The organism is Actinomadura sp. WAC 06369 (assembly GCF_003947565.1).
Classification (GTDB): domain Bacteria; phylum Actinomycetota; class Actinomycetes; order Streptosporangiales; family Streptosporangiaceae; genus Spirillospora; species Spirillospora rifamycini.
The window spans coordinates 12,908-37,902 of the sequence record NZ_QHJN01000071.1 but is presented as its reverse complement, the minus strand read 5'-3'; the positions used below and the strand labels follow the sequence as shown (position 1 = coordinate 37,902).

The 24,995-nt window shown below is 72.8% G+C and carries 25 protein-coding genes and 1 tRNA gene; 7 read left to right on the top strand and 19 right to left on the bottom strand.

Annotated features, from left to right (window positions below; all coding sequences use genetic code 11):
* Positions 1 to 346 (top strand): hypothetical protein (locus DMH08_RS40235; RefSeq protein WP_158642357.1); only part of this gene is annotated, 346 nt, incomplete at its 5' end.
* 220 nt (positions 347 to 566) lie between these two features.
* Here DMH08_RS40235 and DMH08_RS20280 read toward each other — a convergent pair.
* Entirely contained in the window at positions 567 to 2,015 is a 1,449-nt protein-coding gene (locus DMH08_RS20280; RefSeq protein ID WP_233617706.1) for an MFS transporter, read from the bottom strand.
* 87 nt (positions 2,016 to 2,102) lie between these two features.
* On the opposite strand from DMH08_RS20280, the gene DMH08_RS20275 reads away from it, so the two are divergent.
* Both DMH08_RS20275 and DMH08_RS20270 read left to right on the top strand, forming a co-directional pair.
* Positions 2,103 to 2,483 carry a MarR family winged helix-turn-helix transcriptional regulator gene (locus DMH08_RS20275; protein WP_125616977.1) on the top strand — a complete coding sequence of 127 codons (381 nt, stop codon included), beginning with the start codon at positions 2,103 to 2,105 and terminating at the stop codon, positions 2,481 to 2,483.
* Between the two features lie 25 nt (positions 2,484 to 2,508).
* On the top strand, positions 2,509 to 2,751 hold the full coding sequence (locus DMH08_RS20270) for a hypothetical protein (protein ID WP_125616974.1): 243 nt from the start codon (positions 2,509 to 2,511) through the stop codon (positions 2,749 to 2,751).
* A 53-nt stretch (positions 2,752 to 2,804) separates the two neighbouring features.
* Here DMH08_RS20270 and DMH08_RS20265 read toward each other — a convergent pair whose 3' ends face one another.
* A complete protein-coding gene (locus DMH08_RS20265) occupies positions 2,805 to 3,647 on the bottom strand; it encodes an SDR family NAD(P)-dependent oxidoreductase (RefSeq protein WP_125616971.1) in 843 nt (280 codons plus the stop codon).
* Positions 3,648 to 3,723: 76 nt separating this feature from the next.
* On the opposite strand from DMH08_RS20265, the gene DMH08_RS20260 reads away from it, so the two are divergent.
* Positions 3,724 to 4,155, top strand: coding sequence for a winged helix-turn-helix transcriptional regulator (locus tag DMH08_RS20260; protein ID WP_125616968.1), 432 nt, complete (start codon positions 3,724 to 3,726; stop codon positions 4,153 to 4,155).
* 142 nt (positions 4,156 to 4,297) lie between these two features.
* Here the strand turns inward: DMH08_RS20260 and DMH08_RS20255 are convergent, their stop codons facing one another.
* Positions 4,298 to 4,693 (bottom strand): MerR family transcriptional regulator, encoded by a 396-nt coding sequence (locus tag DMH08_RS20255; RefSeq protein WP_125616964.1) that lies wholly within the window; start codon positions 4,691 to 4,693, stop codon positions 4,298 to 4,300.
* A gap of 67 nt (positions 4,694 to 4,760) precedes the next feature.
* Between DMH08_RS20255 and DMH08_RS20250 the strand changes: the two genes are divergently transcribed.
* Positions 4,761 to 5,945, top strand: coding sequence for an MFS transporter (locus DMH08_RS20250; RefSeq protein WP_125616961.1), 1,185 nt, complete (start codon positions 4,761 to 4,763; stop codon positions 5,943 to 5,945).
* Between the two features lie 46 nt (positions 5,946 to 5,991).
* Here the strand turns inward: DMH08_RS20250 and DMH08_RS20245 are convergent, their stop codons facing one another.
* From DMH08_RS20245 to DMH08_RS20225, 5 genes are all read right to left on the bottom strand, one after another.
* Entirely contained in the window at positions 5,992 to 6,171 is a 180-nt protein-coding gene (locus tag DMH08_RS20245; RefSeq protein WP_125616958.1) for a DUF1737 domain-containing protein, read from the bottom strand.
* Positions 6,172 to 6,306: 135 nt separating this feature from the next.
* Positions 6,307 to 7,392 (bottom strand): sensor histidine kinase, encoded by a 1,086-nt coding sequence (locus DMH08_RS20240; RefSeq protein ID WP_325052935.1) that lies wholly within the window; start codon positions 7,390 to 7,392, stop codon positions 6,307 to 6,309.
* A gap of 10 nt (positions 7,393 to 7,402) precedes the next feature.
* Positions 7,403 to 8,098 (bottom strand): response regulator transcription factor, encoded by a 696-nt coding sequence (locus DMH08_RS20235; protein WP_125616951.1) that lies wholly within the window; start codon positions 8,096 to 8,098, stop codon positions 7,403 to 7,405.
* A 166-nt stretch (positions 8,099 to 8,264) separates the two neighbouring features.
* Positions 8,265 to 8,340: transfer RNA gene (locus DMH08_RS20230), tRNA-Thr, on the bottom strand.
* A 63-nt stretch (positions 8,341 to 8,403) separates the two neighbouring features.
* Positions 8,404 to 9,906 carry an alpha/beta hydrolase gene (locus tag DMH08_RS20225; RefSeq protein ID WP_233617705.1) on the bottom strand — a complete coding sequence of 501 codons (1,503 nt, stop codon included), beginning with the start codon at positions 9,904 to 9,906 and terminating at the stop codon, positions 8,404 to 8,406.
* 219 nt (positions 9,907 to 10,125) lie between these two features.
* Between DMH08_RS20225 and DMH08_RS20220 the strand changes: the two genes are divergently transcribed.
* A complete protein-coding gene (locus DMH08_RS20220; protein WP_125616948.1) occupies positions 10,126 to 11,166 on the top strand; it encodes a ferredoxin reductase in 1,041 nt (346 codons plus the stop codon).
* An 11-nt stretch (positions 11,167 to 11,177) separates the two neighbouring features.
* Entirely contained in the window at positions 11,178 to 12,263 is a 1,086-nt protein-coding gene (locus DMH08_RS20215) for a fatty acid desaturase family protein (RefSeq protein ID WP_051300967.1), read from the top strand.
* Between the two features lie 3 nt (positions 12,264 to 12,266).
* Here the strand turns inward: DMH08_RS20215 and DMH08_RS20210 are convergent, their stop codons facing one another.
* The 11 genes from DMH08_RS20210 to topA all read right to left on the bottom strand — a co-directional run bounded on the left by DMH08_RS20210 (position 12,267) and on the right by topA (position 24,807).
* Positions 12,267 to 13,124 carry an SDR family NAD(P)-dependent oxidoreductase gene (locus DMH08_RS20210; protein WP_051300968.1) on the bottom strand — a complete coding sequence of 286 codons (858 nt, stop codon included), beginning with the start codon at positions 13,122 to 13,124 and terminating at the stop codon, positions 12,267 to 12,269.
* On the bottom strand, positions 13,121 to 14,086 hold the full coding sequence (locus DMH08_RS20205; protein WP_125616946.1) for an alpha/beta fold hydrolase: 966 nt from the start codon (positions 14,084 to 14,086) through the stop codon (positions 13,121 to 13,123). The genes DMH08_RS20210 and DMH08_RS20205 overlap by 4 nt, the downstream gene beginning before the upstream one ends.
* A 101-nt stretch (positions 14,087 to 14,187) precedes the next feature.
* Positions 14,188 to 15,024: a PSP1 domain-containing protein gene (locus DMH08_RS20200; protein WP_199747910.1), complete on the bottom strand. Its 837-nt coding sequence runs from the start codon at positions 15,022 to 15,024 to the stop codon at positions 14,188 to 14,190.
* A gap of 49 nt (positions 15,025 to 15,073) precedes the next feature.
* On the bottom strand, positions 15,074 to 16,081 hold the full coding sequence (locus DMH08_RS20195; RefSeq protein ID WP_125616943.1) for a hypothetical protein: 1,008 nt from the start codon (positions 16,079 to 16,081) through the stop codon (positions 15,074 to 15,076).
* Positions 16,082 to 16,151: 70 nt separating this feature from the next.
* The gene (locus DMH08_RS20190; RefSeq protein WP_125616940.1) at positions 16,152 to 17,033 is read right to left on the bottom strand and encodes a fructosamine kinase family protein; all 882 of its coding nucleotides are present in this window, start codon (positions 17,031 to 17,033) and stop codon (positions 16,152 to 16,154) included.
* Positions 17,034 to 17,513, bottom strand: coding sequence for a low molecular weight protein-tyrosine-phosphatase (locus tag DMH08_RS20185; RefSeq protein WP_026403579.1), 480 nt, complete (start codon positions 17,511 to 17,513; stop codon positions 17,034 to 17,036). It abuts the gene before it with no gap.
* A 19-nt stretch (positions 17,514 to 17,532) separates the two neighbouring features.
* Positions 17,533 to 18,144: a permease-like cell division protein FtsX gene (locus DMH08_RS20180; protein ID WP_125616938.1), complete on the bottom strand. Its 612-nt coding sequence runs from the start codon at positions 18,142 to 18,144 to the stop codon at positions 17,533 to 17,535.
* Positions 18,141 to 18,686, bottom strand: coding sequence for a SigE family RNA polymerase sigma factor (locus DMH08_RS20175; protein WP_026403581.1), 546 nt, complete (start codon positions 18,684 to 18,686; stop codon positions 18,141 to 18,143). Before DMH08_RS20175 ends, DMH08_RS20180 begins: the two co-directional genes overlap by 4 nt.
* 65 nt (positions 18,687 to 18,751) lie before the next feature.
* A complete protein-coding gene (locus DMH08_RS20170; protein WP_026403582.1) occupies positions 18,752 to 19,900 on the bottom strand; it encodes a DNA polymerase III subunit delta' in 1,149 nt (382 codons plus the stop codon).
* Positions 19,901 to 19,928: 28 nt separating this feature from the next.
* Positions 19,929 to 22,061, bottom strand: coding sequence for a dTMP kinase (tmk, locus tag DMH08_RS20165; RefSeq protein WP_125616935.1), 2,133 nt, complete (start codon positions 22,059 to 22,061; stop codon positions 19,929 to 19,931).
* 28 nt (positions 22,062 to 22,089) lie between these two features.
* The gene (gene topA, locus DMH08_RS20160) at positions 22,090 to 24,807 is read right to left on the bottom strand and encodes a type I DNA topoisomerase (RefSeq protein WP_026403583.1); all 2,718 of its coding nucleotides are present in this window, start codon (positions 24,805 to 24,807) and stop codon (positions 22,090 to 22,092) included.
* Positions 24,808 to 24,995: the final 188 nt, after the last annotated feature.

Genomic DNA, 24,995 nt, shown 5'->3' with positions numbered 1-24,995 from the left:
GCCCTACGGCGTCGAACGCGCCGTCTCCCGACGCGCCGCAGGCCGCCCCTCCGGCACCACCATCAAGGACGAGATCGCCCGCGCCCTGGAACGGCTCCGCGCCGTCCCCGACACCCCCCACGACCGCCGCACCCACCTCCTGAACGACCTGCTCCCCGCACTCGAATCGATCGTCCGGCGCATGGAGGCCCAGTCCCAGGACACCACCGCCCTCGCCGCCCTCCGCGACGACCTCCGCACCCTGGCGAGAACCCCCGACGCGGACGTCCAGCCCCTCTGGACCCGCGCCCTCGAAACCCTCACCGACTCCACCCCTCGCCGCCCCTTCTGGAAACGAGCGAAATAACACCTTCGCCGCGACGGTCGGCACCACCCGACCGTCGCACCCCAACCGTCCACCTCACTCCGCACACGGCCAAAACGGCCGAACGGGCCGGACGGCCGGAAAGGGGCCAGAAAGGCCGAAGGGCCGCCGGACGACCGGAAAGACCGGACAGCCGGAAAGACCGGACAGCCGGAGAGACCGGATGCGGGTCCCTGCGGGACCCGCATCTCGTCCCTCCCCATCAAGGGCGGCTGGGGCGGGCGGCTCGGGGTCCGCGGGTCGTGCGGAACAGGGGGATCAGGTTGAGGGCGAGGCCGATGACGGCGACGCCGCTGACGAGGTTGACGCCCGGGTGGAAGCCGCCGAAGTCGCCGCCCTCGTGGGCGGCGCCGGCGACGAGGGCGGTGACGACGGCGAGGACCAGCGCCGCGCCGACCTGCCCGGACGTCTGCACGAGCCCGGACGCGAGGCCCTGTTCGGAGTCGTCGATGCCGTCCGTGGCCTGCGCCATGATCGAGCTGAAGCCGAACGCGAATCCGCCGCCCAGCAGAATCATCGTCGGCAGCACGGTGACGGTGTAGTGCGGAGCGTTCCCCGCGGTCGCGAGGAACCAGACGTAGCCGAGGCTCAGCGACGTCATCGAGCTGATGATCAGCGGCGGGGTGCCGTACCGGTCGATCAGCCGGCCGACGAACGGGGAGCCGAAGGCGACGATGAGGCCGCCCGGGAGAAGGCCGAGCGCCATCTCGAGGGGAGACCAGCCCAGGACGTCCTGCAGATACAGCGTCATCATGAACTGGAAGCTCAGGTACGACCCGAACAGCGCGACGATGCTGAGGTTCGCGCGGACGATCGTGCCGATGCGCAGGATCCCGAGGCGGACCAGCGGGTGCCGCACGCGGTTCTCGGTGACGACGAACCCGACGAGGAGCGCCGCGGCCGCGACGATGGACACGACGGTGAGCGGGTCCAGCCAGCCGCGTTCGGGCGCCGACACCACGGTGTAGACGGCGAGCAGCATCCCGCCGGTCAGCGTCACCGCGCCGACGAGGTCGTGGCCGCCGCCCGCGGCGGGACGGTCCCGGGGGATCAGCGCGATGCCCGCGACGAGGGCCAGCAGGGCCAGCGGCACGGGGGTCAGGAACGTCCAGCGCCAGCCGAAGCTGGTCAGCAGGCCGCCGAGGATCAGCCCGGACGAGTAGCCGCTGGCGCCGAACACGGAGAACACCGACAGCGCCCGGTTGCGGGCGGGCCCCTCGTGGAACGTGGTGGTCAGGATCGAGAGGGCGGTCGGGGCGGTGAACGCCGCCGCGAGGCCCTTCACGAAACGCGTGACGATGAGCAGCGCGCCGTTGTCGACCAGGCCGCCCACCAGTGACGCGACGGCGAAGACGGCCAGCGCGATGAGGAAGACCCGGCGGCGGCCGAGAAGATCGGCGGTGCGGCCGCCGAGCAGCAGAAGACCGCCGTATCCGAGGACGTAGCCGTTCACGATCCACTGCAGCGACGTGGTCGACAGCCCGAGTTCGGCACCGATCGACGGCAGCGCCACGCCCACCATGGACACGTCGAGCCCGTCGAGGAACAACACGGCGCACAGCACGGCGAGGACGCCCCACAGCCGGGGAGTCCAGGTCTGTTCGGCCGGAGCGCGCACGGCGGAGGCAGGTGAGGTCTCAGTGATGGTCACGCCGAAGGACAGTACATGCACGCGCATCAAATGTCGACGCATAAAGTGCAGGCGCATCTAATGCGCGCGCATGGTACGATCCGCGCCATGGAGTCGGAGGCCGCTCTCGTCAGCCGCTGGCGCACGCTGGCGACCTGCTACAACACCGTGGCGTGCAACCTCGACCGCGCCCTGCAGGACGCGCACGGCCTCAGCATGAGCGAGTACGAGACGCTGGACCGGCTCGTCGAGGCGAACTGCGAGAAGCGCCGGATGCAGGACATCGCCGCCGACATGTACCTCAGCCAGAGCGCCCTCTCGCGGACGGTCGCCCGGCTCGAGAAGCACGGCCTGGTCGAGCGCACGATCTGCCCGGACGACCGCCGCGGCGTCTTCGTCCGCCTCACCGACGAGGGCCGCGAGCGGCACGCCGCCGCCCGCGGCACCCACCTGAAGATCCTCGGCGATCATCTCGAACCGGCCCGCTGACCCGACGCCCCGGAGGCTCGCGACCATGGCGGTCGAGGTCGCCCGCTGGGACTGGCTGTACGAGTACGACGAGGAATCGTCCCGCGGCTTCGGGTTCGGACGGTTCGTCCTCCACGCCGACGGCGCGCTCCTACGCTCCCACGGCGAAAACAGCGAGACCTGGCGTGAGGTGTCCTGGTGGCCCGGCGAGACCGACCCCCGCCGCGCCGCCCGCCTCCTGTGGCAGCGCGGCTACGAACTCAAGAACGGCCCGGAGCCCGCTCCCTGAACACCCGCTCCCTGCGCGGCCCGACCCCTCGACCGCGACTCGCTTACCTGAACTCAGACCCGCCGCGACGCCTTCTGGAGCAGTTCCGCGGTGTACGTGGCGAGACGGGCGGCGTCGGCGGGGTCCAGGGTCTCGATGGACGGGTCGACGGTCTTACCGCGGTCGACGGCCGTGAGCGGGGCCGCGGGAGGCCGCTCGATCCATCCGTTGATCGGCCGGACCGAGTCGGCGACGGGACGGGCGAAGAAGCGCGCGAGCAGCTTGATCGCGTTCCGGACGACCGGGCTCGGGTGGCCGTCGGCCCCGCTCTTCGTGAATCCGGGGTGGTACAGCACGTATCGGACCTTGCTCTTCCCCTCGCCGGCGAAGGCCGCGCCGAGCAGGTCGTTCGCGCGGCCGGCCTGCAGTTGCGCGCGCACCTGCCGGTAGCCGCGCGTCAACTGCGGATCGTCCCAGTGGATCCGTCCCGCGGTGTTGCCGACGCCCGCCACGTTGATGATCACGGGCTCCGGAGCGGCGTCGAGGAGCGGGCGGAGCCGTTCGCCCAGCAGGTAGCGGCTCAGGTAGTAGAGGGCGAACGTGGACTCCAGCCCGTCCGGGGTCTCTTTCCGCTTGGGGCTGACCCGGTTGGCGAACAACGCGAGCGCGTCAATGGCCCGGTACTGCTCGGCAATGAGCGCGACGACCCTTTCGTTTTCGGCGATCGAGGAAAGGTCCGCCCGCAGGAACCGCATGTTCGGGTCGGCTGCCTCGTCCAGCAGGGCGCGTCCCCGCGCCTCGTTGCTGCCGATCACGGTGACGTGGTTGCCCCTGGCCGACTGCTCCAGGGCGACCGCGCGTCCCATTCCGGTGGTGCCGCCGCTGATGACGACGTTCTTGGACGGCTGGTCCGGCATGGAATCGCTCCTTAGGGTCGAAGGCGGCGGTTCCGATCATGGATCGCCCGGCCCGAGGACGAAAGAAGGCAGTTTCATGTCCGGTACGCACACCGGTGTTCCCTCGGTGCTGGCGCACGACCTGCCTCGGCCGGTGCCCACCGCCGAGCTGGCCGCGTGCCCGGTCGGGGACGTGTTCCGGCGGATCGGCGACAAGTGGAGCATGCTCCTGGTGATCCTGCTCGGCGGCCGCCCGCACCGCTTCAACGAGCTGCACCGCGCCGTCGAGGGCATCAGCCAGCGCATGCTGACCCGCACGCTGCGCGGCCTGGAGGCCGACGGGCTCGTCCGGCGCGACGTCCACCCGACGGTGCCGCCGAGCGTCGAGTACAGCCTGACGCCGCTCGGCCGCACGCTCCTGGAACCGCTGTCCTCGCTGGCCGACTGGGCCGTGCGCCACGAGGCGGAGATCAGCGAAGCCCGCGCCCGCCACACGGACGCGGCTGCGAAAGAAGCCCCTCCCGAGTAATCGGAAGAGGCTACGAGCCGGGGTCACCTGCCCTTCGGCGATACCCGGCTCCGAACTGCACTGCGGGCGTCGATGTCGTCGCCTTGCACCGAATCTCCGGTGCCCCGGTCGGGCCGGACGAAGCCGCAGACCGCGGCGGCGGTTACCGCGGGGGCGTCGCTTTGCCGAGCGCGCGTTCGGCGACGTCGGCGGGGGCGGCGGCGATGACGGTGTCGAGCGCGGCCCGGGAGATCTCCAGGTCGGTGATGGCCTGGGTGATCCGCTCGCGTTCCCTGCACAGGTCGGCGAGGAGGTCGGAGCAGGTCGGCACCAAGCGCTCGTCCTCGTCCCGCAGGCAGGGGAGGATCTTGGCGATGGTGGCGGTGCCCAGCCCGGCGGCGAGCAGGCAGCGGATGCGGCGCACGGTCTCCACGTCGGCCTCGCCGTATTCGCGGTAGCCGCTGGGGCGCCGCTCGGGCCGAAGCAGCTGCTGCTCCTCGTAGTAGCGCAGCAGCCGTTCATGGACGCCGGTCCTGCGGGACAGTTCACCGATCCGCACGTGGCCCTCTCCACCGATGCCTTGGCGACTTGACTCTCACATCGATGTGAGAGTTTAGCGTCCCGGCATGAGCAAGAGCTTCGCCACGCTCGCGGCCTTGTGCGCGAGCGTCTTCGTTGTCGGGACGGCCGAATACCTGATCGCGGGCTTGCTGCCCGAGGTGAGCGCGGACCTGGGGGTCTCGCAGGGCACCGCCGGGCAGGCGGTGACCGCCTACGCGCTGGGGGTGGTGATCGGCGGCCCCGTGGTGACCATCGCGACCGCGCGGCTGCCCCGCAAGGGCCTCGCGATCGGCCTGATGCTGCTGTTCGCCGCCGGCAGCGCGCTCAGCGCCCTGGCCCCGACGTTCACGATGCTGCTGGCCGGACGGGTGGTCTCGTCGCTCAGCCACGCCGCGTTCCTGGCGATGGCGCTGGTGATGGCCACCAGCGTGGTGCCCGCCCACAAGACCGGTTCGGCGATCGCCACCGTGGCCTCCGGCTTCACCGTGGCCACGTTCCTGGGGGTTCCGCTGGGGTCGCTGCTGGGACATGCCGCCGGGTGGCGCGCCCCGTTCGCGGTGCTCACCGCGATCACGCTGGCTGCCGTCGCGTTGCTGGCCCTGGTGCTCCCCCGGCAGCAGGCGCCGGCCACGAGCCTGCGCGACGAGCTGCGCGTCGTGAGCCGCAAACCGGTGCTGCTGGCCATCGCCACCACCGCGGTCGGCCTCTCCGGTGTCGCCCTCGTGTTCACCTACATCGCGCCCCTGCTCATCCGCGTCACCGGCTTCTCCCCGGCCGCCGTCTCCGCGCTGCTGCTCGCCTACGGCGCCGGAAGCTTCCTGGGCAACCTGGCCGCCGGCAAGCTGACCGACAAGTCCATGACCGCGACCGTGCGGGGCGTGTTCGGCGGCCTGACCGGCGTGCTGGCGGCCATGCCGTTCGCCGCCGCCTGGCAGCCGACCGCCGTCCTCGCCGTCCTCGGCCTGGGTCTGCTCGCCACCGCCACCATCGCCCCGCTGCAGGGGCTGATCCTGCACCACGCCGGGACGGCGCCGAACCTGGCGGTCTCCGTCAACGTCGGCGCGTTCAACCTGGCCGCCGCCGTCGGCTCCGCCCTCGGCGGGTTCCTCGTGGCCGCGGACGCGCTGCGCTGGAACGGACTGGTCGGGGCCGTGCTGAGCCTCACCGGCCTCGGCCTGACCTACCTGCTCCTGCCCCGCACCCGCACCACGTCACCCGCCGACAAGGCCGCGATCTCCACCGCCGCCTGAACGTCCGCCGTCGGCGACCCTGGCGGCGAACCGGCGGCAGAGACCATCAAGGCTGCGGTCGGACGAGCGCCTGGGCCACGATCACGCGATCCCCGTTGAACGTCAGCGACGGCGAGCCGTGCAGCTCGTAACCGAGATCGAGTGCTTCGCTGACCCTTCGGCAGAAACCCTCATCGTCGGGGCCAGTGAGAACGCGGTACCTGGGGAGGTCCTTCGTGTCCGGCATGCGGCAAGTGTAGGGAGCGGGACGGCCGTGGCCGGGCTACGAGACGGAACCGGACGCCCCGCACCGCATGCCCCGCCGGACTCGCACAGTTTCTACGAGCAACGCGGGTGCCAAGCCGAAATCTCGTCCCGCTTCCTACGCGGCCAGCCGAGCTGTCGCGGGTAGGCGTACCGTGACGCGGAGCCCTCCGTCCGCGCGCGGGGTGAGCGAGAGCGTTCCCTCGTGCGCTTGGGTGATGCTCTCGGCGATCGCCAGACCGAGGCCGGCACCCACGTGGTCGCTGCGGACGCGTTCGGTGCCGCGCTGGAACGGCTCGGTGAAAGTGGAGACCACGTGCGGGCTGAGCTGCTCGCCGGTGTTCTCGACCGTGAGCACGGCAGCCTGGGAACCGACAGTGGTCCTGACCTCGACAGTGCCGTTTTCGGGCAGGTTATGCACGATCGCGTTGTGCACGAGATTCGTGGTCAACTGCAGCAGGAGCGCGTGGGACCCGATGGTCGGGGTGATGTCCCCGATGGTTTCGATGACGACGCCATGCTTCTCGGCGAGCGGGAGGAGCGTTTCGGTGGCTTCTTCCGCGATGAGCGATAGATCAACGTCTTCTCGGGCGAACGATCGCCGGTCGGTGCGGCTGAGCAGCAGAAGTGCTTCAGTCAGGTCGATCGCTCGGGCGTTGACGACGCGGAGGCGTTCGTCGAATTCATTGCCTTGCCGGCTCGGATCATTGCGAGCGACGTCGAGCATGGTCTGCATGATCGCGAGTGGAGTACGCAGCTCGTGGGAAGCGTTGGCTGCGAAGCGCTGCTGTTCGGCGACATGCGCTTCGAGCCGCGCGAGCATGCCGTCGAAGGCGTCGGCGAGCTCCCGGAACTCGTCCTTGCGCCCCTCCAACTCGATCCGGTGAGAGAGCGACCCCCTCGCAGCCATCCGCGTGGCATCAGTGATGCGGGTCAGCGGGACCAGCATCCGCCCAGCGAGAATCCACCCTCCGACGAGACCGAACACCAGCAGGAACCCCAGCACCAGTATCGCGGCCGGGACGAAGACGGTCGGGCCGAAATTGCTGGGGTCGAAGGCGCGTCTGAAGTCGGACAGATCGGGGACATGCAGGCCGTTCGACCTTCCTCGAAGGAGGAACGCCCAGACGGCGGCGAGCAGCAAGGCGCCCGCGATCATGAGGAATCCGACGTAGCTGAGAGTGAACTTGAGGCGGACGCTCACCCCGGGCGCCCTATCCACGTTCGCCTCCCTCGCTCCCGGCTTCCGGTCCCGTGTCGATGCGGTAGCCGACGCCGGGCACCGTGGCGATCAGCCAGGGTTCGCCGAGCCGCTTGCGCAGTGCGGATACCGTGATGCGCACGGCGTTCGTGAACGGGTCGGCGTTCTCATCCCAAGCCCGGTCCAGGAGCTCTTCGGAGCTGATCACACCGCCTTCGGCGGCCATGAGGACTTCGAGCACCGCGAACTGCTTCCGGGTGAGCGCGACGTACCGGCCGTCCCGATAGACCTCGCGGCGGAACGGGTCCAGCCGCACGCCGGCGAGCTCCCGCACCGGCGGCCTGTTGTGGGCCCGCCTGCGGTCGAGAGCTCTGAGACGCAGTACGAGTTCTCGCAGCTCGAACGGCTTGGTGAGGTAGTCATCGGCGCCGAGCTCGAACCCGGAGGCCTTGTCGTCCAGCCGGTCCGCAGCGGTGAGCATCAGAATCGGCATGCCGCTGCCCGAAGCGACGATGCGTTCGGCGACCTCGTCGCCGGAGGGCCCGGGGATGTCGCGGTCGAGGACGGCGATGTCGTAGGGGTTGATGCTCAGCATCTCCAGGGCGGTGTCGCCGTCTCCGGCGATGTCGGCCGCGATGGCTTCCAGGCGCAGCCCATCGCGGATGGCCTCGGCCATGTAGGGCTCATCCTCGACAACCAGCACACGCATGCTCTCAATCGTAAGAGCGGGCGGATATCGCCGACGTATCGAAAACCGCGTTCAAGCCGGCAGCATGGCGCCGCCTCGGGCTGCCGTCACCGAGGCGGCATACGGGCGGCGGCGTAGGTCCGGGACGGCAAAGCCCCCTTGCGATGATCGCAAGGGGGCTTTGAGGTGGAGCCGCCTATCGGAATCGAACCGATGACCTATTCATTACGAGTGAATCGCTCTGCCGACTGAGCTAAGGCGGCTTGCCGTGCGGGCACGGCGGGATGAAGTCTACCGGGTCTCGGGGGGTGCTTGCGCACCCGTTTTCAGCGGCACACGGTTCCGGTCTTCGGGGGCTCGGTGGTGACGAGGTAGCGGTCGGTGGCGCGGCTGATGCAGGGGTTCGCCTGGAGGTAGGCGGTGTGGCCGTCGCCGTCGAGGGTCAGCAGGACGCCCGACTGGAGCTGGTCGGCGAGGCGTTCGGACCAGGCGTAGGGGGTGGCGGGGTCGCGGGTGGTGCCGATGACGACGATGGGTGCGGCGCCCTGGGCGGCGACGGGGGCGGGGGCCTTGTCGGTCTTGGCCGGCCAGTAGACGCAGGGGAGGCCGCCCCAGACGACGAACTCGCCGAAGAGGGGCGCGGAGCGCTCGGCTTTCGCGACGGCCTTCGCGTAGGCGTCGACGCTCGGGGGGTTGGGCTTGTCGACGCAGTTGACGGCCATGTTGGCGTCGGTCTGGTTGCTGTAGGAGCCGTCCTCGCGGTCGACCATCTGGTCGGCGAGGGAGAGGAGGACGGTGCCGTCGCGGTTCTGCACGGCCTGGGTGAGGCCCTGGCGGAGGGTGGGCCAGTACTCCTTGGCGTAGAGGGCGGTGGCGATGCCCATCGTGGCGAGGGACTCGGTGACCTCGCGGCCGTCGCCGCGGGCGGTGAGGGGTTCGCGGTCGGTTTCGGCGAGGAGCTTCTCGAGGTTCTTCGCGGCCGCGTCGGGCGTGTCGCCGAGGGGGCAGCCGGGGGTGGCGGTGCAGTTCTCGGCGAAGGCGCGGAACGCGGTCTCGAAGCCCTTCGCCTGCTCGACCAGGATGTCGGTCGCGGACAGGCGGGGGTCGACGGCGCCGTCGAGGACGAGCGCGCGGACGTTCTTCGGGAACTGCTCGGCGTAGAAGGCGCCGAGGTAGGTGCCGTAGGACGCGCCGTAGTAGGTGAGCTTGTCGTCGCCGAGGGCCCCGCGGAGGACGTCCATGTCGCGGGCGGCGTCGGCGGTGCCGACGTGCGGGAGGGTGGTCTTCGCCTTGGCGGCGCAGGCGTCCGCGAACTGCTCGCTGCGGGCGGCGAGGGTCGCGCGTTCGGCGGGGTCGTCGGGGGACGTGTCGGTGGCGAAGAACCGGTCGAGCTGGGCGGTGGTGTTGCAGCGGACGGGGCCGCTCTCGCCGACGCCGCGGGGGTCGAAGCCGACGATGTCGAAGCGGGCGCGCAGGTCGGCGCCGAACGCGGCGGCGGCCTGGCGGACGAAGCCGATGCCGGAGCCGCCGGGGCCGCCCGGGTTCGTCAGGAGCGACCCGATCCGCTCGGACTTGTTCCGGGCGGGCAGCCGGATCACCGAGATGCCGATCTTCTCGCCGTCGGGCTTGGCGTAGTCGAGGGGGACCTGGACGGTCGCGCACTGGAAGCCGCCGCCGCAGTCGCGCCAGTCGGGGCGCTGGTCGTAGTAGGAGCCGAGTCCCTCGGGGACGCGGCTCGCCATCGTCGCCTCGTCGGAGCCGCCGTCGCAGCCGGTGGCCAGCGCGAGGGTCAGGGCGATGGTCGCGCCGATGGTCTTCGCTGCCCGCACTCCGGCCCCCGTATCGTCGTCGCGGCTCGTATGCCGGTGCCTACGCTACGTCGACCGGAGGTCCGGGGCCACTTCTTCGCGCCCGGACATCGTCATTGCTCGATGGCACGGTTCCCGATGGTGTGATGCCCGTCGCTTTCGGCCGCCGGACCTTGAACGGCCGCGGACGGTTACGCGACCGTAGGTTACGCCTAAGTAGGTTCCGTTTCGGGAGGCGACGTGACCAAGCTCTCGACGGCGGCGCGGTTGCTGACGACGCCGCTGCTGCCGGACGACTACCTGGGACTGATCAACCCCCTGTGGAGCACCGCCGAGCCGCGGGGGCGCGTGGAGGCGGTGCGGCACGAGGTCCCCGGGGCCGCGACGCTGGTGATCCGGCCCGGACGGGCGTGGCGCGGGCACCGGCCGGGGCAGTGGGTCCGGCTCGGGGTGGAGATCGGGGGCGTGCTGCACCGGCGGACGTTCTCGCTGTCGTCGCCGCCGCGCGCGGACGGCCGGATCACGGTGACGGTGAAGGCCGCGCGGGACGGGTTCGTCTCGAGCCACCTCGTGCACCGGGTCCGCCCGGGCGCGGTCGTCCGGCTGGGGGCGGCGGAGGGCGACTTCGTGCTGCCGGACGAGCCGCCGGAGCGGCTGCTGTTCGTGACCGCGGGCAGCGGGATCACGCCGGTGATGGCGATGCTGCGGCACCTCGCCGAGCGGGCGCCCGGCACGGACGCCGTGCTCCTGCATTCGGCGCGGACGGCCGACGACGTGATCTTCGGCGCGGAGCTGCGGCGGCTGGGGCACCGGCTGCCGGGGCTGCGGTTCCGCGAGCGGCACACGCAGGTCGAGGGCCGGTTCAGGCCGGACGACCTGCCCGCCGACTGGACCGGACGGGACGCCTGGGCCTGCGGCCCCGAGGGGCTGCTGGAGCGGCTCGCGGGGCTGTGGCGCGACGCCGGCGTCCCGGAGCGGCTGCGGGTGGAGCGGTTCCGTCCGGTGCTGGCCGCCGCGGGCGGCGCGGGCGGGGTCGTCCGGTTCACGCGGAGCGGCGTCGAGGTCGAGGCGGACGGCGGGACCCCGCTGCTGGACGCCGGGGAGGGCGCGGGCGCGCTGCTGCCGAGCGGCTGCCGGATGGGCATCTGCCACGGCTGCGTCGGGCGGCTCGCGGCGGGGCGGGTGCGCGACCTGCGCACGGGACGGGTGCACGGGGACGAGGGCGACATCGTCCAGACGTGCGTGAACGCGGCCGCCGGGCCGGTGGAGATCGAACTGTGAGGAGCACGCCGATGACCACGAACGTGACGACCGCGGAGACCTCGTCCACCGGGCACCTGACGGACGCCGACCTGGAGGCGATCGCCCGGGAGCTGGACGCGCTCGGCGCGGAGATCACCGCGGACCTCGGGGAGCGCGACGCGGCCTACATCCGGCGGGTGATCCGCTGGCAGCGGGGCCTGGAGATCGGCGGGCGGGCGATGCTGCTGGCGTCGTCGCTGCCGCCCGCGTGGATCGCCGGGACCGCGACGCTCGCCGTCGCGAAGATCCTCGAGAACATGGAGATCGGGCACAACGTCATGCACGGTCAGTGGGACTGGATGCGCGACCCGAAGATCCATTCGACGACGTGGGAGTGGGACAACGTGTCCCCCGCCGAGCAGTGGAAGCACTCGCACAACTTCGTGCACCACACGTTCACGAACGTCGTGGGCAAGGACAACGACGTGGGCTACGGGATCCTGCGCGTGACCCCGGAGCAGAAGTGGCACTGGACGGCGGTCCCGCAGCCCGTCTACAACCTGCTGCTCGCGATGTTCTTCGAGTACGGGGTGGCGCTGCACGACCTGGAGATCGACAAGATCCGGGCGGGCCGGAACGATCCGGAGGAGACGCGGCGGAAGCTGCGCGAGATCGGCCGCAAGATCCGCCGCCAGTGGGGCAAGGACTACGTGGCGTTCCCCCTGCTCAGCGGCCCGCAGTTCCTGTCGACGCTGGCGGCGAACTTCACCGCGAACGTCGTCCGCAACGTGTGGGCGCACACGATCATCTTCTGCGGGCACTTCCCCGGGGACGTCGAGATGTTCGAGAAGGACCGGCTGGACGGCGAGTCGCGCGGCGAGTGGTACGTGCGGCAGCTCACGGGGTCGGCGAACATCACCGGCGGGCGGTTCTTCCACCTGATGACCGGCAACCTGAGCCACCAGATCGAGCACCACCTGTTCCCGGACATGCCGAGCAACCGGCTCGCGGAGATCGCGCCGCGGGTGCGGGAGCTGTGCGACAAGTACGGGCTGCCGTACCACGCCGGTCCGCTGTCGCGGCAGGTCACGAGCACGTGGAAGAAGATCTTCAAGTACGCGCTGCCGAACTCCTGACGGCTACTTCACGACGGCCGCGGCGTACGTCGGCGGGTCGCCCAGCATCCCGCGGTGCGAACGGGGGCGCGACCCGTCGACGTCGGTGACGCCGAGCTCCTCGCCGAGTTCGGCGCCGATGAGGACGCGTCCCGTCCACGCCATCGGGTCGGCCGAGCGGGCGAGGGCGTCGATCACCCGGCCGCTGAACTCGGGCGTCTCGGCGCCGGCGGCGAACGACTCGTACCGCTCGGGGACGCCGTCGAACATGGCGCGGTTGCGCTCGGTCTTCAGCAGGCCCATCCAGAGGGAGATGACGGCGACGCCGTAGGGCCGGAAGTCCTCGGCCATGTCGTGCGCCATCTTGTCCACGGCGGCCTTCCCCGCGCCGTAGGCGGGGCCGTGCATGTAGCAGCGGCCGCCGAACGAGGACGTGTTCACCACGAGGCCCCCGGCGTTCTTGATCAGCAGCGGGGCCGCGTAGTAGCTCGCGACGTACGCGGAGCGCATGCCGACGTCGAACATGCTCTGCAGGGCGAGGGGCTTCTCCCAGAACGGGCCGTCCCGGGTGAGGCCGTCGGGGATGGTGAACGCGTTGTTGACCAGGACGTGCAGCGCGCCGTGGTCCCGCTCGACCCGCTCGAACAGCGCCCGGACCTGCTCGTCGTCGGCGTGGTCGCAGATCACCGGGACGCCGGTGCCGCCGCGCCCGTCGATCTCCGCGGCGGTGCCGGCGACCGTGCCCGGCAGGTCCGCGTCGCCCTCGGCGCGCGTCCGTCCGGTCACGTACACGGTCATGCCGGCCGCACCCAGGGCGAGCGCGATGCCCTTCCCGGCGCCGCGGCTGGCGCCGGTGACGACCGCCACCCGGTTCCCGGTCATGCGCCCCTCCTCGCGAGGAATTCCAGCATCGCCGCGGTGGTCTCCGCGGGCTTCTCCATCTGCATCATGTGCCCCGCCGCTTTGATCATCCGGACGTCCCGGACGTCCGCGTGGTGGTCGCCGAGCCGGTTCAGGGGGTCGTCGCCGTGCCAGCCCTCGAGGTCGGCGTCCTGCTCGCTGCCGATGAAGTAGTACGGCACGGTCGTCCGGGGCGCGTAGGACTTGCGCTCCTCCCACGCGATGTCCATGGCCCGGTACCAGTTGAGCCCGCCGGTGAAGCCGCTCCGGCTGTACTCGGCGACGTAGAACTCCAGTTCCGCCTCCGTCAGCCACGGCCACGGCAGCGGCGGCGTCTCGGGCAGGGCGTCGATGTAGGACGTCCCCGGCGGCTTCTTCCACACGTCGAGGTAGTGGTAGTCGCTGGAGAGCGCGTAGAACACCTTGCGCAGGAACTCGCGGGGCGCGGCGGCGAGGTCGCGGTCGGCGGCGCCGGGCTCGGCGAAGTAGTGGATGTGGTTGAAGTGCCGTTCGGCCTGCCGCGCGGCGAGCGTCAGCGGCGACTCCCGCGACGGCGTGAAGAACGGGTTCTCGAGCGCGATGAGCGCCTCGACGCGCTCCGGGTGCCGGTGGGCGAGGTCGTACGCGGCGAACAGGCCGAAGTCGAGGCCGCTGAACACCGCCCTGTCCTCCCCGAGGTGGTCGAGGAGGCCGGCGACGTCACCGACGATGCTCGCGGGCCCGTACGCGCGGTGGTCGGCGGGGCCGCTCGTCCCGCCCATCCCCCGCATGTCCGGGGCGACGACGCGGAACCCGGCGTCCGCGATCGGTCCGATCTGGTGCCGCCAGCTGTACCAGAGGTGCGGGAACCCGTGCAGGAGGACGACGAGCGGGCCGTCGCCCTGCTCCACGTAGTGGACGTCGAGGTCGTTGATGCGCGCGTACCGATGACTCCAGCCGGCCATGCCGTGGTCCCTCCGGTGCAGGTGCCGATCACCGGAATGTGCACGACGGTGCCGCCCCGCGGCAGTGCGGTGTCTCGCTCAGTGGGAACCCGCCCCCGGCCTCACCCTGCGGGCTCGCCGTCCTGGGGGTCGGCGTAGTGGGCGTCGTGTTGTTGGCGGGGGGAGCAGACGGAGGCGGAGGGGCAGGAGCAGCGGCGGGAGCCGACCTTCACGGTGACGCGGTCGCCGGGGACGTTGTAGCCGATGACCTGGCCCTCGCCCTCCGGGGTGCTGACGCGGGACCCGAGGCGCGGGGCCTTCTCCTTGAACTCCATGTAGAGCGGGTGCTCGTACTTGAGGCAGCACATGAGGCGGCCGCAGGCGCCGGCGATGCGGAGGGGATTGACGGGGAGGTCCTGCTCCTTGGCCATGCGGACGGAGACGGGCTCGAAGTCCTTGAGGAACGTGGCGCAGCAGAGGTCGCGGCCGCAGGGGCCGATGCCGCCCTGGAGGCGGGCCTCGTCGCGGGGGCCGACCTGGCGGAGCTCGACGCGGGCCTTGAGGGTGCGGGCCAGGTCGCGGACGAGCGCGCGGAAGTCGACGCGGTGCGGGGCGGTGAAGTAGATCTTGACGACGTTGTCGGCGTCGAGGAAGTCGACGCCGATGACCTTCATCGGGAGGTCGTGGCGGCGGACGAGGCGCTTGGCGGCGGTGCGGGCCTCGGCGCGGCGGCGGCGGTTCGCGTCGTCGCGGGCGAGGTGCTCGTCGGTGGCGGGGCCGCCGCACTCGGGGAGGCCGTCGATGTCCTCGGAGACCCACTGCGGGGCCCACACGCACTCGGCGACCTCGTGGCCGGAGTCGGTGGGGACGAGGACCTTGTCGCCGACCTTCGGACTGTGCGGACCGGGATCGAGGTAGTAGAGGCGGCCGTATCTGGTGAAACTGACTGCCATCACCATGCCCACGGTTTCGCTCCGTTCGCCCGGTTCCGTGCGTCCACCTTAGGCGTCACCAGGCGGCGTCGGCGAGGTCCTTCCCGGGGAGCGGGTCGCCGGCGGGGGTGTGGACGTCGTCGGCGAGGGCCAGCAGCGCGCCGTTCTCGGCGGGGTCGAGGGCCTTCAGCTCCGGGTCGCCCTCGACCGGGTGCTTCCAGATGACCTGCCCGGGTTCGCCGGACGCCGTGAACGCCTGCAGCACGAGGTTCGCGTCCTGGACGCGGCCGGTGACGATCGTGGAGCCGTCCGGGCGCAGGAACGCGGCGGACGTCCCGGACGGCAGCGTCGCGAGGGCCTTGCTGGACGTGAGGTCGCCCGCGGGGGCGGCGGTGTCGATCGTCCGGATCTGGGGGGCGCCGGACGCCGTCCAGGCGAACGCCAGCGTGTCGCCCGACCACGACAGGCCGCCGATGCGGCCGCGCAGCGTCGTGGGCCACGCCTTGCGGGCGCCGGTGTCCGGGTCGAGGACGGCGACGGTGCCGCGGGTGCCCGCGTAGGTGACGTACGCGATGCGGCCGTCGGCGGCGACGGCGAGGTCGGACCAGTCGGCGGACTCGCCCGGGGCGACGGCCTTCGGGAGCGGGGCGAGCTCCTCGACGCGGCCGTCGTCGTCGAGGGCGAGGCGCTGGAACGTCACCGTCCCGCCGCCGGACGACGCGACGACGTACGTGCCGTCGGGGCCGGACGCGACGCGGGTGAAGCGGCGGCCGGGCGGCGGCGCGACGGGCGGGCCGGTGTCGGCGCCCGTGCCGCTGTCGCGGACGACGAGCGCGGAGCCGTCCGCGGCGACGCCGACGACGAACCGGGGCACGGTCGGCTCGGCGTCCGACGCGGCCTTCGCGCTGCGCGACTTCTCGGCGCCCTGGTGCCGTTCGAGCACGTCGAATCCGCCGCCGACGACCAGCACCACGCCCGTCGCGACCCCGATCGGGAGGAGCCCGCGCCACGCCTCGCGCAGCCGTGAGCCGCGCGCCGGTTCCTGGTGCTTCCCGTGCCTGCCGTCCATGGGGGTGACCCGCACCTGCCTCTCGTTGCCGGAACCCCTCGTTTCTACCGCATGGACCGGAGGGGGATACGCCGGAAATGGGGAGTTACCGGTTCGGGGTTTCGCCGAGCGCGGCGCGGACGGCGTCCATGAGGGACGCCCGGTACGAGGCGCCGAACAGCGCGACGTGGACGAGCAGGGGGTGCAGCTGGTGCAGGGGGACGCGGGCGCGCCAGCCGGGCGCGAGCGGTGCGGCCTCGTCGTAGGCGGCGAGGATCCGGTCCAGGAGCGGGGCGCCGAACAGGGCGAGCATCGCGAGGTCGGTCTCGCGGTGCCCGCCGTGCGCCGCCGGGTCGATGAGCACCGCGCGCCCGCCCGTCCACCGCACGTTGCCCGACCACAGGTCGCCGTGGATCCGGGACGGCGGCTCCGGCGGCCCCGCGAGGGACTCGATCCCGTCGATGACGCGCTCCACGAGCCGGACGTCGGCGTCCGCCAGGTGCGGCGCCGCGAGCGGGACGAACGGGGCGAGGCGGCGCTCGGCGTACCAGCGGGCCCACGGCCGGCCGTCGGGCGCGTTGTCGAGCGGGAGGTCGGCGATGAACCCGCGCCAGGGCGCCCCGTAGGCGTCCGGACGGGCCGCGGTGTGCAGGGCGGCGAGCTCGCGGCCGAAACGTTCGGCGGCGGCCGGGGCGGGCGGCGCGGACGGCAGCCACGGCAGGACGAGCAGGTGCCCGTCCGCCGCGACGACCTCGGCGACCGGGGCGTCCGGGCCGGTCCCGCCCAGCCAGCGGAGCCCGGCGGCCTCGGCCGCGAACACCCCGGCGGACGGGGCGTCCGCGGCCCGCGCGAGGGCCTTCACGAACACGTCGCGGCCGTCGCCGAGGGACGCGCGGTGCAGCGTCCACGCGTGGCTCGCCCCGAGGTCGTCCAGCCGCGCGACGTCCGTCCCGAGGAGGCGTTCGAGCCGGTCGCGGACGCCCGGCACTCAGGCCGCCTTGAGGCCCGCGCGGATCTCGTCGAGGAGGCCGGGCATCGCGGCCTCCACCATCTCGAGGACGAGGTCGAAGTCGGCGCGGCCCCCGTAGTAGGGGTCGGGGACGTCGAGGTCGCCGCCGGCGTCCGGGTCGAACTCGCGCAGCAGCCGGACCTTCGCGCGGGACGCCTCGTCGGGGGCCATCGACCGCAGGGCCCGCAGATGGCCCTCGTCGAGCGCGAGGATCAGGTCGTACCGGGCGAACCAGAGGGGCTCGAACTGGCGCGCGACGTGCGCCGACCGGTACCCGGCGCGCCGCAGCGCCGCGACCGTCCGGTCGTCGGCGGGGCCCCCGACGTGCCAGTTGCCGGTGCCGGAGCTGTCGACCTCGACGTCCAGCCCCGCCTCCTCGGCGCGGTGGCGCAGGACGGACTCCGCCATCGGGGACCTGCAGATGTTGCCGGTGCAGACGAAGGTCACTCGGTACGGCATGCCCCCATGATGCCCGATGTCACTCCCGGTCCCGCTGGACGACCTGCTCGACGCCGGGGAGGCCGCGCACGGCGTCCTGCACGATGCGGGCGTTCTGCTCCGTGCGCCGCTCGTCGCCGGGGTCGCGCAGCCAGACGCGGTACGAGGCGGGGATGTCCCCCTCCTCGGCGTTGCCCGCGAAGTCGGACGACTCGGCGAACCGCTTCTCGAACCGCTCGAACGCCTCCCTCAGCGACTCGTAGTCGATCCGGGCGACGACGTCCATGCGGGACAGGACCCGCCTCACCTCCCGCCTCTGCTCCGGTGTCGCGTCCCGGCCGCCGCAGCGGGGCTCGGGGGACGTGCGGACGCAGAGGAACACGGTGAGGTGCGGCTCCGCCGGTGCCGCGGCGGACGGCCCCGACGCGGCGCCCGGACGCACCGTCCCGCCCGTCCCGCCGAGGGCGCCGCCCGCGAGGGCGCCGCCGCCGGCCGCGGCGGCGATCGCCGCGGCGGCCGCCATCGGGACGACGCGCCGGAACGTCCGGGCGCGGCGCCGCTCGGCGAACCGCGGCGGGGGGACGTCCCCGGGCCGCACGGTCCCGGCCACCGCGTCCAGCGCGTCCTTGAGGCGCTCCTCGGTCCCGTTCACTTGTCCCCCTCCAGGATCCGGCCGAGCGCCGCCAGCGCCCGGGACGTGGTCGATTTCACGGTGCCGACGGTGACCTTCATCGCCTCGGCGGCCTCCGCCTCGGACAGGTCGCCGTAGTAGCGCAGGACGAGCGCCTCGCGCTGGCGGCGGGGCAGCCGGTGCAGCGCGTCCAGCACCTCCCGGCGGTCCTCGCCGATCATCGCCTCGGACTCGGCGGACCACACCGGCGGCTGGTGCAGGGTGCGGAACGGGCGGCGGCGGCGCCGCAGCGCCGTCCGCGAGCGGTTGAGGACGGCCGACCGGACGTACGCCAGCGCCCGGTCGCGGTCGCGGAGCCGCGGCCAGGCCGCGTACAGGCCGGCGAAGGCGTCCTGGACGACGTCCTCGGCGGTGCCCCGGTCCCCGACCATGATCAGGGCGAGGCGGGTCAGCCCCAGCGCGTGCCCCCGGTACAGGTCCGTCACCGCGGCGGACGCGTCCTCGCCGGACGCGTCCGCCGTCGTGCCCGCCCGTGGTTCGGCGAGCGCCGTGTCAGCGTTCATGTCCCAGAGACACCGCGGGCCCCCTCGGGTTGCCTCCGCCGCCGGTGCGGTGGCGAAAAGGCGCGTCAGCCGGTGCGCAGGGCCATCGTGAGGGCCTCGACGGCGAGCAGCGGGTTGACGTTCGCGTCGAGCCGCTCCCGGCACTCCATGATCGCGTCGAGGCGGCGGAGGGTGTCCTCGGGGCGGGTCCCGGCGGCGGCCGTCCGCAGCTCAGGCGCCAGCTCGGTGTTGACGAGCTCGCTGCCCGCGCCGAGCTGCAGGGTGAGGACGTCGCGGTAGTAGGAGGCGAGGTCGAGCAGCGCGCGGTCCAGCGCGTCCCGCTTCACCCGGGTCGCCCGGGACTTCTGCCGGTCCTCCAGCTCCTTGAGGGCACCGGCCGTCCCGCGCGGCATCCGGCCCTTCGCGCTCTCCCCGAGGGCCTGCCGCAGCTCCGCGGTCTCCCGCTCGTTCAGCTCCTCGGTCGTCGCCTTCGCCTCGGCCTCGGCGGCCTTCACCAGCGCGTCCGCCGCCATCGCCGCCGGGCCGACGGACGTCAGGCGGCGCGGCACCGCGAGCACCTGCGCGCGCCGCGCGCGCGCCTCCGGGTCGGTGGCGAGCCGCCGCGCGCGGCTGATGTGCCCCTGCGCGGCCCGCGCGACGACGTCGGCGGTCTCCCGGTCGACGCCGTCCCGCTGGACGAGGACGTCCGCGACCGCGTCGATCGGCGGCGTCCGCAGCGTCACGAGCCGGCAGCGGGACCGGATCGTGATCAGCAGGTCGTCCGGGGAGGGCGTGCACAGCAGCCACAGCGTGCGCGGCGGCGGCTCCTCGATGGCCTTCAGCAGCGCGTTCGCGGCGCCCTCGGTGGCGCGGTCGGCGTCCTCGAACAGGACGATCTGCCAGCGGCCCACGCTCGGCGACGAGCCCGCCCGCAGCACCAGCGCCCGCGTCTCCTTGATCCCGTACGACAGGCCGGACGGGCGGACGACCTCCAGGTCGGCGTGCGTCCCCTGGAGGACCTGGTGGCACGCCGCGCAGTACCCGCAGCCGCGCGGGACCTCGGTGCACTGCAGCGCCGCCGCGAACGCCCGCGCCGCCGCCGACCGCCCGGACCCGGGCGGGCCGGTGAACAGCCACGCGTGCGCGACGCCGGCCCCGCCGCCGGCGCCGTCCGCGGCGGCGGACAGCTGCGCGACGACCGGGTCCTGGCCGACCAGGTCGTTCCAGACGCTCATGGCCCCAAGGCTACGGGCCCGCCGGGGCTCACACGTCCCTGATGGCGGGGAACGTGTGCGTCGCGTCCTCGGTGCCGAGCGGGATCGGGTCGGGCAGGATCTCCCGGATGCGGTACTGGATCTCGCGGCTCAGCTCGGCCTGCGGGCGGGACGCGTCGAGCACCAGGTAGCGGTCGGGGTCGGCGTCGGCGAGCGCCCGGAACCCGGCGCGGACCCGCTCGTGGAAGTCCTGCGGCTCGGACTCGATGCGGTCGGCGGGCGCCGACAGCCGGGCGAGGCCGGTGCGCGGCGGCACCTCCAGCAGCACGGTCAGGTCCGGGACGAGCCCGCCGGTCGCCCACTCGTTGACGCGGGCGATGTCCTCGACCGGCTGCTCCCGGCCGAACCCCTGGTAGGCGAGGGACGAGTCGATGTACCGGTCGCTGACGACGATCGCGCCGCGGTCCAGGGCGGGGACGATCACGTTCGTGACGTGGTCGGCGCGGTCGGCGGCGTACAGCAGGCTCTCGGCGCGCAGCGACAGGCCGGTCGTCTCGCGATCCAGCAGCATCGCGCGCAGCCGCATGCCGATCTTGGTGGCGCCGGGCTCCTGCGTGGTGATCACGTCGTAGCCGTGGTCGCGGAGCCAGATCGCGGCGAGCCGGGCCTGGGTGGTCTTGCCCGCGCCCTCGCCGCCCTCGAACGCGATGAACACGCCCCGGTTGCGGACGGCCGGGGCCTCCTCCGGCTCGGCGGGCTCCTCGCCCGGCGGGACGTACACCTCGCCGCGCAGCGCGGCCCGCAGGTCCGGGACGAGCGGGACGCCGCGGCGGTCGTCCGCGCGGCGGTACGCGAGCAGGCCCGCGAGCAGCGCGACGACGGCGGCGACCAGCAGCGCGGCGGCCGTCCCGGCGAGGTCGTAGACGCCGCCGCCGAGGTCGAGGCGGGTGTCGCCGATCGCCCCGGCCAGCTGCGGGACGGCCGTGACCGCGACGAACGCGGTGACGAGCGCCACGGCGCGCGGGTACGCGGGGCTCGGCGGCTCCGCCGCCTCCGGGGCCTCCGGGTCGGCGGGGGCCGCCAGGACGGACGTCCCGCAGGCCCACGCGGCGCCCGCGGCGACGCCCGCGAACGCGGTCGCGAACACCGCGACCGGCAGGTTGGCGACCAGCGCGGCCACGGCCAGCGCGAGCCCGCCCGCGACGACCGCGAGGCCCAGCAGGCGGCGGCGGCTGAACGGGCCGAGGACGCGCGGGCCGAGGAAGATCCCGAAGCCGAGCCCGGCGGTCAGCGCGAGCAGCACGGCGCCGTACCCGGCGTCGCCGCCGCCGAGCCCGGCCGCGTGCAGCCGGGCCGCGCCGACGACGGCCCCCGACACGAGGGCCGCGCCGGTGACCGCGGCGCCCAGGCCGCGCGGCGCGCCCGCCCGTCCGCCGCGCCCGCCCCGGGCGATCAGCGCGAGCGGGGACGGGACGCGCACCGGCCCGGTGCCCGCGGCCTCCTTGATCAGCGCGACGGCGGCGGCGCCGAGCAGGAACACGGCGGCGTTCGCGTACAGGACGAGGTCGGTGCGGTCCCCGGCGCCGTCGAACAGCCCGGCGCCGAGCAGCGCGAGGACGGTGAACAGCGCGGCGGCGGCCGGCGCGGCGGCCGACACGGCGCGCAGCGCCGACCGGCGGGCGGCGGCCCGCAGCCCGGCGGTCCCGCCGCCCGGCGCGTCGTCCGGCAGCCCGTCCGGGACGAGCGCGGGCGGGGCCGCGAGCGCGAGCGGCGTCCACAGCAGGCCCAGCAGGCCCAGCAGGAACGCGGCGGCGAGCGTCCACGGGAGCGCGTCGAGCAGCGGCACGGTCAGGACGAGCGCGAACCGCAGGGCGTCGGCGGCGAGCAGCACGACGCGGCGGTCCGCGCGGGCGGCGAGCAGGCCCGCCAGCGGCGCGAGGAGCACCGCCGGGAGCAGCAGCAGCCCCAGGACGCCGCCGACGGCCTGCGCGCGCGCGGCGACGTCCTCGTCCTGCGTCAGCATGACGGCCGACGCCGTCAGGGCGGGCACGGTCAGCCACTGCCCGACCGCGGACAGCGACAGGGCGAGCCGGAGCCGCCGGAACGGCCCGATCTCCGAGAGCGACGAAACGCCCGGCTGCGGCGCGGCGGGGTACGGCCGGGTGGCGTCCGTTCTGGTCATGTCCGTCAGAGTATCGGCGCCCTTGTCGCTATGACCCCGACTTCGCCGAGGACTTCGCGGACGACTTCGCCGACGTCCGCTTCCGGGGCGCCGCCTTCTTCTTCCCGCCCCCCGCGGCGACCTTCTCACGGCGCTCCGCGAGCAGCTCGGCGGCGCGCTGGATCGTGATCGACTCGACCTCGTCGCCCTTGCGCAGGCTCGCGTTCGTCTCGCCGTCCGTCACGTACGGGCCGAACCGGCCCTCCTTGACGACCACCGGCTTCTCGCTCACCGGGTCCTTGCCGAGCTCGCGCAGCGGCGGCGCGGCGGCGGCCCGGCGGCCCCGCTGCTTCGGCTGCGCGAACAGCTCTTTCGCCTGCTCCAGCGTGACGGTGAAGAGCTCCTCCTCCGACCCCAGCGAGCGGCTGTCCGTCCCCCGCTTGATGTAGGGGCCGAACCGTCCGTTCTGGGCCGTGACGGGCTCCCCGTCCAGCTCCCCGACCGTCCTCGGCAGCGACAGCAGCTTCAGCGCGTCGTCCAGGGTGATCGTGTCGAGCGACATCGACTTGAACAGCGAACCCGTCCGCGGCTTCGGCGCGTCCGCCTTCTTGGTGCGCTTCTTCTTCTCGCCCTCCGCCGGCGCCGGCGGCTCCGGCAGGACCTCCGTGACGTACGGGCCGAACCGTCCGCTCTTGGCCACGATCGTGTGCCCGGTCTCCGGGTCGACGCCCAGCTCCCGGTCACCGCTCGGCTGCGCGAACAGCTCCTCGGCCTTCTCCGCCGTCAGCTCGTCCGGCGCGATGTCCTCGGGGATGTTGACCCGCTGGCCGTCCCTGTCCAGGTACGGCCCGTAACGCCCGACCCGCACCATGATGTCGGTGCCTTTGACCGGGAACGAGCTGATCCCCTTGGCGTCGATGTCGCCGCTCTCGCCGACCAGCTCCTTCAGCCCCTCGGCGCCGTTGTCGCCGAAGTAGAACCGGTTCAGCCACGGCACCCGCTCGGCGTTCCCCCGCGCGATCTCGTCGAGGCCGTCCTCCATGTGCGCGGTGAAGTCGTAGTCGACCAGGTTGCCGAAGTGCTGCTCCAGCAGGTTCACCACCGCGAACGCCAGGAACGACGGGACGAGCGCCGTGCCCTTCTTGAACACGTACCCGCGGTCGAGGATCGTCCCGATGATCGACGCGTACGTCGACGGGCGCCCGATCTCCCGCTCTTCCAGCTCCTTGACCAGGCTCGCCTCGGTGTACCGCGCCGGCGGGCGCGTCGAGTGCCCCTCGGCCCCGATCTCGTCCGCCGTCAGCCGGTCGCCCTCCGCCAGGTTCGGCAGCCGCCGCTCCTGGTCGTCCCGGTCCGTCGACGGGTCGTCGGCGCTCTCCACGTACGCCTTCAGGAACCCGTGGAACGTGATCGTCTTGCCGGTCGCGCCGAACTCGGCCGTCTCGCCCCGCGTCGACTCCCCGGTCACCCGGATCGACACCGACTGCCCGGCCGCGTCCTTCATCTGGCTCGCGATCGTCCGCTTCCAGATCAGCTCGTACAGCCGGAACTGGTCGCCCGACAGCCCCGTCTCCGCCGGCGTCCGGAACGTGTCGCCCGCCGGACGGATCGCCTCGTGCGCCTCCTGCGCGTTCTTCACCTTCGACGCGTACACGCGCGGCTTGTCCGGCACGTACTCCCCGCCGAACAGCGACGCCGCCTGCCGCCGCGCCGCCGTGATCGCCGTCTCCGACAGCGTGATCGAGTCGGTTCGCATGTACGTGATGAAGCCGTTCTCGTACAGCTTCTGCGCCACCGACATCGCGTACTTCGCCGAGAAGCCCAGCTTGCGGCTGGCCTCCTGCTGCATCGTCGTCGTCCGGAAGGGCGGGTACGGCTTGCGCGTGTACGGCTTCCGCTCGACCGACTTGACCTCGTACGGACGTCCGCGCAGCCGTTCGGCCAGCGCGCGCGCGGCGTCCTCGTCGAGGTGCAGGGCGTCCCGCGTCTTGAGCGTGCCGTCGGACGCGAAGTCGCGGCCCTGCGCGACCCGCTTGCCGTCCACCGACACCAGCCCGGCCTTGAACGAGGTGGGCTCCTCGTCCTTGCCCGTCCCGAACCGCGCCGCGATGTCCCAGTAGTGCGCCGGGACGAACGCGATGCGCTCCCGCTCGCGCTCCACCACCAGCCGCGTCGCCACCGACTGCACCCGGCCCGCCGACAGCTTCGGCATGACCTTCTTCCACAGCACGGGACTGACCTCGTACCCGTACAGCCGGTCCAGGATCCGCCGCGTCTCCTGCGCGTCCACCAGCCGCAGGTTCAGCGTGCGCGGGTTCGCCGCCGCCTGCCGGATCGCGTCCTTGGTGATCTCGTTGAAGACCATCCGGTGCACCGGCACCTTCGGCTTCAGCACCTCCTGGAGGTGCCAGGCGATCGCCTCGCCCTCCCGGTCCTCGTCCGTCGCGAGGAAGAGCTCGTCGGCCTCCGCCAGCAGCTTCTTGAGCTTCTGAACCTGCTGCTTCTTGTCGGTGTTCACGACGTACAGCGGCTCGAACTCCTGCTCGACGTTCACACCGAGCTTCGCCCACGGCTCGCCCTTGTACTTGGCCGGCACCTCCGAGGCGCTCCCGGGCAGGTCCCGGATATGGCCGATACTGGACTCCACGATGTAGCCACGGCCGAGGTAACCCGCGATCGTCTTCGCCTTCGCGGGCGACTCGACGATCACCAGGCGGGTCCCGGCCCCGTTCTGGCCACTCTTCGCAGTGCCGTTCTTGGCTGGCACAGTCGCTCCAACCTCGCTGTCCTGGACTCAGGGTTTTCCTACACAGGCTTCCTACAACGTCGCGTGACGGCGCGTTCATGCCCGCGGGTCCCCGCCACCGATCCGATGGGCCCGCCCCGCCCGTCCCGGACGGCGCAACTCCCACCACCGCGCCTCCGACAGGATGACATGCCGAAGCCGCCCTCGCG

Excerpts from the sequence above, each read along its gene's own strand:
- DMH08_RS20275 (WP_125616977.1), top strand. The coding sequence starts at position 2,103 with ATGGAGTCGGAGGCCGCTCTCGTCAGCCGCTGGCGCACGCTGGCGACC.
- DMH08_RS20270 (WP_125616974.1), top strand. The coding sequence starts at position 2,509 with ATGGCGGTCGAGGTCGCCCGCTGGGACTGGCTGTACGAGTACGACGAG.
- DMH08_RS20265 (WP_125616971.1), bottom strand. The coding sequence starts at position 3,647 with ATGCCGGACCAGCCGTCCAAGAACGTCGTCATCAGCGGCGGCACCACC.
- DMH08_RS20260 (WP_125616968.1), top strand. The coding sequence starts at position 3,724 with ATGTCCGGTACGCACACCGGTGTTCCCTCGGTGCTGGCGCACGACCTG.
- DMH08_RS20250 (WP_125616961.1), top strand. The coding sequence starts at position 4,761 with ATGAGCAAGAGCTTCGCCACGCTCGCGGCCTTGTGCGCGAGCGTCTTC.
- DMH08_RS20245 (WP_125616958.1), bottom strand. The coding sequence starts at position 6,171 with ATGCCGGACACGAAGGACCTCCCCAGGTACCGCGTTCTCACTGGCCCC.
- DMH08_RS20235 (WP_125616951.1), bottom strand. The coding sequence starts at position 8,098 with ATGCGTGTGCTGGTTGTCGAGGATGAGCCCTACATGGCCGAGGCCATC.
- DMH08_RS20215 (WP_051300967.1), top strand. The coding sequence starts at position 11,178 with ATGACCACGAACGTGACGACCGCGGAGACCTCGTCCACCGGGCACCTG.
- DMH08_RS20210 (WP_051300968.1), bottom strand. The coding sequence starts at position 13,124 with ATGACCGGGAACCGGGTGGCGGTCGTCACCGGCGCCAGCCGCGGCGCC.
- DMH08_RS20205 (WP_125616946.1), bottom strand. The coding sequence starts at position 14,086 with ATGGCCGGCTGGAGTCATCGGTACGCGCGCATCAACGACCTCGACGTC.
- DMH08_RS20200 (WP_199747910.1), bottom strand. The coding sequence starts at position 15,024 with ATGGTGATGGCAGTCAGTTTCACCAGATACGGCCGCCTCTACTACCTC.
- DMH08_RS20185 (WP_026403579.1), bottom strand. The coding sequence starts at position 17,513 with ATGCCGTACCGAGTGACCTTCGTCTGCACCGGCAACATCTGCAGGTCC.
- DMH08_RS20175 (WP_026403581.1), bottom strand. The coding sequence starts at position 18,686 with ATGAACGCTGACACGGCGCTCGCCGAACCACGGGCGGGCACGACGGCG.
- DMH08_RS20170 (WP_026403582.1), bottom strand. The coding sequence starts at position 19,900 with ATGAGCGTCTGGAACGACCTGGTCGGCCAGGACCCGGTCGTCGCGCAG.
- tmk (WP_125616935.1), bottom strand. The coding sequence starts at position 22,061 with ATGACCAGAACGGACGCCACCCGGCCGTACCCCGCCGCGCCGCAGCCG.